Origin of the sequence: Methylobacterium sp. J-088 (assembly GCF_022829295.1) — a bacterium.
GTDB lineage: Bacteria > Pseudomonadota > Alphaproteobacteria > Rhizobiales > Beijerinckiaceae > Methylobacterium.
On sequence record NZ_JAKSYH010000078.1, the window covers coordinates 1 to 9,628 of the forward strand.

Annotated in this window: 10 protein-coding genes; 8 read left to right on the plus strand and 2 right to left on the minus strand. The window is 70.3% G+C overall.

Features of this window, described 5'->3' with window-relative positions; genetic code table 11:
- The first annotated feature begins 31 nt into the window (after positions 1-31).
- Positions 32-547 (plus strand): hypothetical protein, encoded by a 516-nt coding sequence (locus MKK63_RS09375; RefSeq protein ID WP_244000951.1) that lies wholly within the window; start codon positions 32-34, stop codon positions 545-547.
- Between the two features lie 98 nt (positions 548-645).
- On the opposite strand, the gene MKK63_RS09380 is transcribed toward MKK63_RS09375, so the two are convergent.
- Positions 646-1,206, minus strand: a complete 561-nt coding sequence (locus tag MKK63_RS09380) for a PAS domain-containing protein (protein ID WP_243917501.1) — start codon at positions 1,204-1,206, stop codon at positions 646-648.
- A gap of 371 nt (positions 1,207-1,577) precedes the next feature.
- Here MKK63_RS09380 and MKK63_RS09385 point away from each other — a divergent pair, with 371 nt between their 5' ends.
- From MKK63_RS09385 to MKK63_RS09410, 6 genes are all read left to right on the plus strand, one after another.
- Positions 1,578-2,225: a ParA family protein gene (locus MKK63_RS09385; protein ID WP_244000953.1), complete on the plus strand. Its 648-nt coding sequence runs from the start codon at positions 1,578-1,580 to the stop codon at positions 2,223-2,225.
- Entirely contained in the window at positions 2,209-2,547 is a 339-nt protein-coding gene (locus tag MKK63_RS09390) for a ribbon-helix-helix domain-containing protein (RefSeq protein WP_244000955.1), read from the plus strand. Before MKK63_RS09385 ends, MKK63_RS09390 begins: the two co-directional genes overlap by 17 nt.
- 708 nt (positions 2,548-3,255) lie before the next feature.
- Positions 3,256-4,611 (plus strand): septal ring lytic transglycosylase RlpA family protein, encoded by a 1,356-nt coding sequence (locus MKK63_RS09395; protein ID WP_244000957.1) that lies wholly within the window; start codon positions 3,256-3,258, stop codon positions 4,609-4,611.
- A gap of 148 nt (positions 4,612-4,759) precedes the next feature.
- Positions 4,760-5,992, plus strand: a complete 1,233-nt coding sequence (locus MKK63_RS09400; protein ID WP_244000959.1) for a D-alanyl-D-alanine carboxypeptidase family protein — start codon at positions 4,760-4,762, stop codon at positions 5,990-5,992.
- A 10-nt stretch (positions 5,993-6,002) separates the two neighbouring features.
- Complete coding sequence (tmk, locus tag MKK63_RS09405; RefSeq protein WP_244000961.1) at positions 6,003-6,713, plus strand: dTMP kinase; 711 nt, start codon at positions 6,003-6,005, stop codon at positions 6,711-6,713.
- A gap of 380 nt (positions 6,714-7,093) precedes the next feature.
- On the plus strand, positions 7,094-8,146 hold the full coding sequence (locus tag MKK63_RS09410; protein ID WP_244000963.1) for a DNA polymerase III subunit delta': 1,053 nt from the start codon (positions 7,094-7,096) through the stop codon (positions 8,144-8,146).
- A gap of 131 nt (positions 8,147-8,277) precedes the next feature.
- Here the strand turns inward: MKK63_RS09410 and MKK63_RS09415 are convergent, their stop codons facing one another.
- Positions 8,278-8,742, minus strand: coding sequence for a PAS domain-containing protein (locus MKK63_RS09415; RefSeq protein WP_244000965.1), 465 nt, complete (start codon positions 8,740-8,742; stop codon positions 8,278-8,280).
- A gap of 311 nt (positions 8,743-9,053) precedes the next feature.
- On the opposite strand from MKK63_RS09415, the gene MKK63_RS09420 reads away from it, so the two are divergent.
- Positions 9,054-9,284, plus strand: a complete 231-nt coding sequence (locus tag MKK63_RS09420) for a hypothetical protein (RefSeq protein WP_244000967.1) — start codon at positions 9,054-9,056, stop codon at positions 9,282-9,284.
- The last annotated feature ends 344 nt before the right edge of the window (positions 9,285-9,628 follow it).

The window sequence follows — 9,628 nt, forward strand, 5'->3', positions numbered from 1 at the left end:
CTTCGCCATCCGGGTCTGACCCGACCTGGTCATGGCGCGCTCCGATGGCAACCTTTGGTCGATCGAGATGCTACTGCGCACCATGCACGCCCGCCACACCATCCACACGCTCGATCTGTTCCTGCCTGACACGCACCTGCCGCTGATGCGGGCGGCACAACGCCTCGCCAGCGCGGACTGCCTGCTGCTGATGACCACCACCCTCGCGACGCGGCGCGCACTCCAAGTCTACAGGAGACTCTGTGGGATCGAGGGTCTGTTAGGTGACGCCAAGACCCGTGGCCTCAGCCTCGAAGACACCCGCCTGACCGCTCCAGCCAAGATCGAGACGCTCACCGCCGTCCTGACGCTGGCCATCACTTTGATCTACCGAACGGCGACCGCCGCCATGGGCCTCAAAGCCATTGCGCGAAAGACCCATGGGCGGCGCGGGAAATCCTGGTTCAGCACCGGCCTCGATGCCCTACGCGGCGATCTCCTCAATGCCCCTCAAAGCGCAGCGACCCTCTGGGCCAATCGATGCCCAAAACGCCTCCCAGCCTTGTGAGTCGTGTACCGTGCGCGTTGCAATCGGGCGCGGCTCTAAGCTCTTGTTGTGACACGCTCTCTTGCGCCGAACCGGTGTCCACTTCGGCGGAGAGCGCTCTAATGCCGCGATTCGTCCTCGGGCTCCGGCAGGAAGCGGGCGAGTTCGAAGCCGATCTCGATCATCAGGTGCTCGATCCGGTCCGTGAGCGCAGGCCGTTGCAGGGCCCGGGCGAGTTCGCGCAGGGCGATGACGTGCTCGGCCATCCGGTTCACCACGCGCTCGCCCTGCACGAGGTTGGCCGCCTGCTCCTCGGTCCGGTCGATGGCGATGCCCCGCCCCCGTGTGGCCCGGCCGTCCGGATCGTGCTCGATCCGACCGCGCATCAGCAGCGTGCGGATGCCGGCGCGGGTCTCCCGGGTCCGGAATTCCGCTTCCATGGAACCGCCGATCACCGCAGCCGCGTGCAGGTAGCTCTCGATCCGCAGACGATCCTCGGGATGCGTGCGGTCGAGGAAGGTTTCGAGGGAGACGCCGCTCGCGGCCGCCTCCGGGTCGAGGCCGAGCAGGCCCGCGAAGGAGGCCGAGAGTTCCAGCTGGCCGGCCCAAAAATCGTGGACCCATGTCCCGACCACGCCGGAGGCATCGAGCACGGATTGCGGGATCGGAATTTCGGCCATGCCATTCCTCGCGGAGGCGCCCGGCGTCTTTAAACTTGAGGTTTTCAACCCCCCCGGCCTCCCCATTGTCACGCAGATAAGCTAGAGTATCAGCCCGCCGCTGGGAAGTCTCTAAACCCATTTCAGGCCAAAAATCTTAACCTAAAGTTGAATAGGCTTCTCAGGCACAGGATCAGCGTGCAGGGTTCGGGCCAGGCACGATCTTAACGAGTCGTTAACCATAACGGCCACACCGTATGTCGAGGCATCCGCGGGTTACCGGATCGCAAACGGATGCGAGTCGATAACCTGAGGTTGGCCTCGACGGCGCAGTGACCCGGGAGTCGCTCGCGCACGGACGGACGCGCGGGGCCTTCTGGAGGACGCCCAGGATGAAAGCGATTACCTTCGTCACGCAGAAGGGCGGCAGCGGCAAGAGCACGCTGTGCATCTCCCTGGCGGTGGCCGCCCGGGAGGCGGGCCACACGGTCTGCATCCTGGAGATGGACCGGCAGGCCACGATCTCGGACTGGCTCGACCACCGCACCGTCGACGGCCCCGAGGTGGCGCAGATCGACGCCACCCAGATCGACGCAGTGATGGAGCGCCTGCGCGACTCCGCCTACGACTACGTCTTCATCGATACGCCCGGCGTCGATTCCACCGGCACGCTCTCGGCGATCCGCGCGGCGGACCTCTGCATCATCCCGTGCCGGCCCACCCCCGCGGACCTGCGGGCGTTCAAGCCGACGCTGGCGGCCGTCTACCGGCTGGAGAAGAAGTTCGCCTTCGTGCTGAACCAGACCCCGCCGCGCTCCTACCGGGTCCGCGACGCCTCGGACGGGCTCGCCGTGCTCGGCATCCTGCCCGACGTGAACATCGTCGCCCGCACCGACCACCAGGACGCGATCGGCCTCGGCCAGGGCGTCACCGAGTTCAACCCCAAGGGGCAGGCCGCCGGGGAAGTCCGCCGTCTCTGGTCGTGGATCGAGCGCCGCACGCAGTCCCTGAGGACGGGCCAGCATGTCCAAGCCGCCTAAGCTCAGCCTCGCGGCGATCGTGGCCTCGGCGAATCCGCCGGCCAAGTCGCTCGCCCGATCCGCTTCGGCGGCCCGGCCGCAGGGCGCCGAGATCGTCTCGCTCGCCCTGGCTCCCCCGGCGCCGCAGCAAGCGGCCACGCTCAAGCAGCGCGCCCGGCAGATGTCGGTCTATCTGGAGCCGCCGGTCTACGACCAGCTCCGCGACCTCGCCTACGCCGAGCGGACCAAGATGCACGCCCTGATGCTGGAGGGGCTGGAACTGCTGTTCAAGCAGCGCGGCGCCCGCTCGATCGCGCAGCTGACCGAGACGCAGGGCCGCTGAGGGCAGCTTGGCACATCGCCCTCCGAGACGGGGCGCGATCGGCCCTGCATCTCGTCTGTCTCCCGCAACGACGACCGTCACACATCGCTGGCCGCTGGGCTCTCTCCCCCCCAGGCGCCCCCCCCCCCAAGCTAACGGATACACACATCTCCCTTGGAGAGGCGAAGGCGGCTCCGCGCGTCTCCCTCCCCCCTCTGCGGGGGAGGGTGGCCCCGAAGGGGGTCGGGAGAGGGGAACCCGGCTTCCGAATAGGGCGTGGCCGTCTTGGAGGGCGCGCCCTTGCCTGAAACGTCGCTCCCGTCTCCCGCCCCCTGCTGACGCAGGGGCCACCCTCCCCCGCAGAGGGGGGAGGGAGGGCGCACGAGCCATCCGGGCCGCCTCACTTGGCAACCGCACGATGATCCCAAACCCGATGTGTGAATCCGCGAAGCCCCGCGGGGGGATCTCTGCAGTCATCGTCGGCGCAGCGGGCGCCGTAGACAGGCTGGACTCTGTTCTCGGACAGCACCTTACCTGTCGCTCTTGAGATCACGCGCGACCCGTCCACAACCGCCGGACGCGGCGCCTGAACCCCGGCCGCCAACAGCGTTCAGGCTTCCTTTACGCAACCGATACAAGTGTGGGTGGACCCGGAAGCGTCCCTCTTGCGCATTCGGGTCCGGTCCGCCGTCGGACCCCGGTCACGCGTAGAGTTTGGTGAATCCCACGATGGTGCGCACGACCCTTCCCCGGCCTGCGCGCCTCGCCCTGCGGCTCCTGGCCGTCTCGGGCGTGGCCCTGGCCACGGCCAACTGCGCCACCACGCCCCAGCAGCAGAAGCTCGGCGCCGGCAACGGCGTCGACCCGAAATACGGGGTCAAGGCGAGCCCGCGCCTCTACAACGAGGGCGACGTGATCCCGAAGGGCGGCGGGCGCCGCTATACCGGCAAGCCCTACGTGGTCGCGGGCCAGACCTACGTCCCCAAGGAGGATCCCCGCGGCTACGTGCGGGAGGGCCTCGCCTCCTGGTACGGCTCCGCCTTCCACGGGCGCATGACCGCCAACGGCGAGGTGTTCGACCGCCACTCGATCGCGGCCGCCCATCCCACCCTGCCGCTGCCGAGCTATGCGCGGGTGACCAACCTCGACAACGGCTACTCGATGCTGGTGCGGGTCAACGACCGCGGCCCCTATCATGCGGGCCGGGTCATGGACGTCTCGGAGGAGGCGGCCGAGGCCCTGGGCTTCCACCGCCGGGGCACCGCGCGGGTCCGCGTCGAATATGCCGGCAAGGCCTCGGTCGCCGGCAGCGACGACCGCAAGCTGCTGGCCAGCCTGCGCACCGACGGGCAGCCAGCCGGCCGCTCGACCGTGATGGTGGCCGATCTCGGCCCCACCGCGGAGACCGAGCGCTACGAACGCTCCACCCCGGCGCCGCTCGCCTTCAAGCCGGCTCAGGACCGTGCGCAAGAGCCGGCGCAGGAGCCCGCGCAGGCGCGCGAGGATTCCGCCCCGGCGCCGCGGCCCGCACCGGTCCGCGCCCCGATCGTGCTGGCCTCGGCGGCCGTCACGGTCCCGGCGGCGGTTCAGCCCACCGCGTCGCGGGCGCGGGAGTTCCGCCCGATGCCGGTCGTGGCCCGGGGCGCGAACCTGCAGGTGGCGGGCCTCAACCCGGCCGCCCTCGCCCCGCCCTCGGCCGGGCACGGGGGGGCCTCGAAGGTCGCCGCGTCCGGCCGCAACGCCCTGGCGGAGACCGCGCATCATCCGGGTTCCGCCCGGCTGGCCCAGGGTGGGCCGGCGGCGATGCCGGGTCCGGCCAAGCTGGCCCTGGCGCGCCTTGCCGCGGCGGCGCCCGCCAAAGGTCCCGCGCCCAAGACCCTGCCGTTCAAGGTCGCCGCGGCCCGGCCTGCGCCGGCGATGCACGCGGCCGTGCCGCAGACTGGTCCGGCCAAGGCGGCCTCCATCAAGACGGCGTCCGCCCCGGTTGCGGCGAAGGTTGCAGCGGCGAAGGTCGCGCCGGCCAAGGGGGCGACAACCCAGGCGGCCGCCAAGGCGCGGCCGTCCCGCATGGCCGGGATCTACTGACGCCCGCACGGCCTCCGCGCGGCCGCCCCGGCCGCCGATGCGGCATTTCGCATTCGATCCGGCACTGAAACCGTAATATGGTCACGCTTGTTATTGGGATACGGCCGGATTGCCTCCGGCCGGGCCACGAGCGCGGGACGGAACGGCGATGCGCAGGACCCTTCTCACCCTTCTGGCCGCCGCCTGCGCGTTGGGGGCCGGCCTCGCCGCCGCGCGCGCGCAGGGCTTCCAGACCGCGGCGCCGCACGCGATCCTGATCGACGCCGATTCCGGCTCGGTCCTGTTCGAGAAGGCCGCCGACGAGCGGTTCTCGCCGGCCAGCATGGCCAAGCTGATGACCACCGACATCGTGTTCGAGGCGCTGAAATCCGGCCGCCTGTCCATGGACACGGAGTTCACCGTCACCGAGGACGCGTGGAAGCGCGGCGGGGCGGGCGGCGGCGGCTCGTCGATGTTCGCGCAGGTCAACAGCCGCATCAAGATGTCGGACCTGCTGCGCGGGCTGATCGTGCAGTCGGGCAACGACGCGGCCATCACCATCGCGGAGAACATGGCCGGGTCCGAGGACGCCTTCGCCGGGCTGATGAACCAGCACGCCAAGGAGATCGGGCTGACGAACTCGACCTTCCGCAACGCCACAGGCTATTCGGCGCCCGACCAGAAGGTCACGGCCCGCGACATGGCGAAGCTCGCGCTGCACATCATCGAGACCTACCCGGATTACTACAAGATCTTCTCCGAGAAGGAGTTCACCTGGAACAAGATCCGCCAGCAGAACCGCAACCCGCTGCTCGCCCTCGATATCGGCGCGGACGGGCTCAAGACCGGCTACCTGGAGGAATCCGGCTACGCGCTCACCGGCTCGGCGGTGCAGAACGGCCAGCGGCTGGTGCTGGTGGTCTCCGGCCTGAAGACCGCCCGCGACCGCGCCGCCGAGGCGCGCAAGCTGATGGAATGGGGGTTCCGCGCGTTCGAGCCCCGGCAGATCTTCGCGCCCGGCGAGACGGTCGCGGAGGCCTCGGTGTTCGGCGGACAATCGGGCTCGGTGCCGCTGGTGGCCAAGAAGCCGGTGCGGGTGCTGCTGCCCCGCGGCTCCAGCGACCGGGTGAGCGCCCGGGCGATCTACACCGGCCCGCTCGTCGCCCCCGTGGAGGAGGGCCAGCGGGTCGGCGTGCTGCGCGTCCAGCGCGGCGACACGATCGCCCTCGACCAGCCGCTCTTTGCCGGCGCCGCGGTGGAGCCCGGCACGTTGCCGCAGCGGGCCATGGATGCGGCGCTGGAATTCGGCACCGGGCTCGTGCGCAAGGCCCTCGACCGGGCCGGCAAGGGGAATGACAAGGGGGGCGACAAGGCCGCCGCCGGGGCCGCCAACCCGTCGTGACCGTGCTGCCGTGACCGTGCCACGCATCGGGGACGCCGCGGAGCGGCGGGGCACCTTCATCACCGTCGAGGGCGGGGAGGGCGCCGGCAAGTCGACCCAGATCGCCCGCCTCGCCGCGACCCTGCGGGCGCGCTCCGGCCGGGGCGTATGCGTGACCCGCGAGCCCGGCGGCTCGCCGCGGGCGGAAGAAATCCGGACGGCGCTGCTCGGCGGGCTCGCCAAGCCCTTCGGCCCGTTCGCCGAGGCCCTGCTGTTCAGCGCGGCCCGGATCGACCACCTCGACCGGCTGATCCGCCCGGCGCTCCAGCGGGGCGAGACCGTTTTGTGCGACCGCTTCATCGACTCGACCCGGGCCTACCAGGGCGCGGCCGGCGGCCTCCAACCGGGCGTGCTGGACGCCCTGGAGCGGGTCGTGGTCGGCCCGACCCGGCCCGACCTCACCCTGATCCTCGACCTCGACCCTGCGGCCGGCCTCGCCCGCGCGGCCGGCCGCGGCGCCCGGACCGGGCAGGGGGCCGACCGGTTCGAGGCGGAAACCCTCGATTTCCACATCCGCCTGCGGGAGGCTTTCCGGGCGATCGCCGGGGCCGAGCCGGGGCGCTGCGCGGTGATCGACGCGGGCCGCGATCCCGATGCGGTCGAGGCCGCGATCCGCGCGACCGTCGCGGCCCGGCTGCCGGATCTGCTGCCGGGGGCGGGGAGCCAGGGCGATGCGGCGTGATCGGGCCGGACGGTTTGCGGCGCGTCCGGTCTGCGCTATCTTCGGGCATGGGACCGGCGGTGACCGCCGCCGATTCCTGGCCTTCACCCGTTAAGGTGTCGCCAACTCAAGATCAGTGGGTGAATGGCTGGTTGGAGATGGAACCTCCGCGCGCCATTTTCCGATCTCGAGAACGCCAGAGAGAGAACCATTCTCTGCACGCCCGGCCGCATCGGGCCGCGTGCGGCCGTCGCGGAGTGGGTTGGTGAGGCCCACCGTGCGAGGCCGATGTGCGACCGGCCCCGAGGCGCTGGGCGCCGCCTGTCCACTTCTGTAAGCGGAGCCGTGGCGGCGTCGCCAGAGGGGTTGGAACCCACCAGGACGAAATTTCGGGACGCGCCATGAAGCCCATCGACCGCGCCGCCGACGACGTCGAGCCTGGCGACCTGCCGGGCATCCCGCGCCCCCGCGAGACCCTGGCGCTCGTCGGCCACGCGGCGGCGGCCGAAGCCTTCGCGGCCGGGATCGCGGCGGGGCGCCTGCACCATGCCTGGCTGATCGGCGGCGCCCCCGGCATCGGCAAGGCGACGCTGGCCTACCGGGTCGCCCGCCGCCTGCTGGCCCATCCCGGGGGCCGGGGGCCGGCCGGGCTCGACGTGGCGCCGGACGATCCCGTCGCCGGCAAGGTCGCGGGCCTGTCGCACCCGAACCTCGTGGTCCTGCGCCGCCACCGGGTCGTAGGCGCCAAGGCGCTGCCGACCAAGATCTCGGTCGACATGGTCCGCAGGGCGCTCGACCTGTTCGCCACGACGGCGGCGGATTCCGGCTGGCGGGTCTGCATCCTCGACAGCGCCGAGGACCTGAACGCCAACGCGGCCAACGCCCTGCTCAAGGTGCTGGAGGAGCCCCCGCCCCGGGCGCTGTTCCTGATCCTGTCGCACCAGCCCGGCCGGCTGCTCCCGACGATCCGCTCCCGCTGCCGCGCGCTGATGCTGCGGCCGCTCGTGCCCGAGGAGGTCGCCCGGGTCGTGCGCGCCCTGCCCGCGCCGTTCCCGCAGCCCGACGACGCGGCCCTGGCCCGGGCGGTCGCCGCGTGCGAGGGCTCGGTCGCCCGGGCGCTGGCGATGCTCGACCCGGTGACCGCCGGCCTCGTGGCCGAGGTCGAGACGCTGCTGGCGCGGGCGCGCAATCCCGATTGGGGCCGGGTGCTCAAGCTCGCCGAGACCCTGGCGGGCCGGGACGCGGAGGCGCGGTTCGAGGCCGCCCAGGACGCGGTGCTGCGCTTCGTCTCGGGCGAGCTCGACCGGCGCCGCGACGAGCCGGCGGCCCGGCTGGCCGCCCTGGTGGAGGTCGCCGAGCGGTTCGGCCGCGCCGCCCGGGAGGCGGCGATCTACAACCTCGACCGGCGCCCGGTGGTGCTGTCGCTGTTCGGGGATCTGGCGGAGGTGGGGTAGGGCGGGGGGGATCGACCCCTGGGTTTGCCGGAAGCGATCAGACGTCGGCAGACCGGCAAGTTCGGCTGAGGGTGGATTTCTGCCGGTCCGCTTCGGCCCAAAGGGCGGAAGCGGACCTTCGAGGGGGCGCGTTATCCGCGCCGTGCGAGCGCCCGCCCAATCCCGAACAACAGCATCTCGGATATGCGATGCAGATCGAAGTGGCCGCCCCTTCCAAGCGCCGCGTGCGCTGCGATGCAATGATCTGCCGCTACGTCTAATGTGCTGACAGTCTCTTGGTTGAGCGAGGCAGCGGAGATGAACGCGTCGCGGTGAGCATCGGTGGTATCGATGTAAGCGCCACGACCTTGCATCGCACCAGTTTCATCGGGTGCGAGAGCCCCGCGGTTCAGCACCCAGCGGACATCGTTCATTTCTGTCAGGATCCGGAACTCCGCCGAGATTGAGCCGCCAGTTTGCCGAACGCGACGAATGCGCTCGAATACCCAACTGCGATCGTCCGGGTGTGTCCGTGCGAGGGCTGCTTCAAGGGGAAGCGGTTGGCCAGCCAGATTGGCATTGCCCGCCAGCAGGGCGGCCGCACCCTCATCGAGCACGGAGCGACCTGCAGCGACGTTCGTTCCCCAGGTTCCGATTAGGCCAGCCGCCCGTAGGGCAGGATCCATTCCAACTATGGAGACCATTCAGCCACTCCGCTGCGCACGCGTTCTCAACGCGAGAAAAACTGCGCACTAACAACGAGGATGGCACTAAATTGCCTCCCGCTCGCAGGGCTGCGACAAGTGCGGTGCGTTGCCGCAATCGTGAATTGTAATTTAGTACAAGACTGCACGCCTGAGGTAGAAGATTGTTCTCTTGGCCAGGGACGGCGCGGGCGGTTCGCCGTCGGCACTAAAGGGTGACGAGAATGGCTGAAGACTGCACCAAGAGCGCCCTCAAGCGCGTGGCGCAGGCGCTCAGCGTCAGCGAGGACGTATTTTTGAAAGGCCATCCCCGAGGTGTGTCGCCTACCGCGACCATATCGGAGGAATTGGAGTTGCTGAGGCTGTTCGCGACGATCACAGATCCTGAGGTGCGGCGAACCTGTCTCCGATATGTGCAGAACCTCGCCGACACCTCCGACATGGCAGCTGGATAGCGGTCTGTGCTCGCCCGTCGAGAAGCGATCAGCGCTCTGCCCAGGATCCCAGAGCCACCGCACGTCGCACAGGTGCGGGTGACGGCAACGAGGAACGCCGAGGAAGCGCAGCTTTTGGGCAAGGCCTATAGCCATCGAGGCGACTGGGCTGAGTCGCATGCGGAATGGCAGCTTCGGGCAGAGTCTTGCCGCCCCAGCCCCAGCCTTGACAATGTTCCTATTTTGTGCTCATTAGCCGCCACCTGTCCACGGCGGCCCGGGAGCGATCCCGGGGCGTCCTTTACGGGGCCCGCCCGGTGGCTGACCGGGCGGGTCCGTGGACGGGGCGGCGCCCGCGTCGGTGG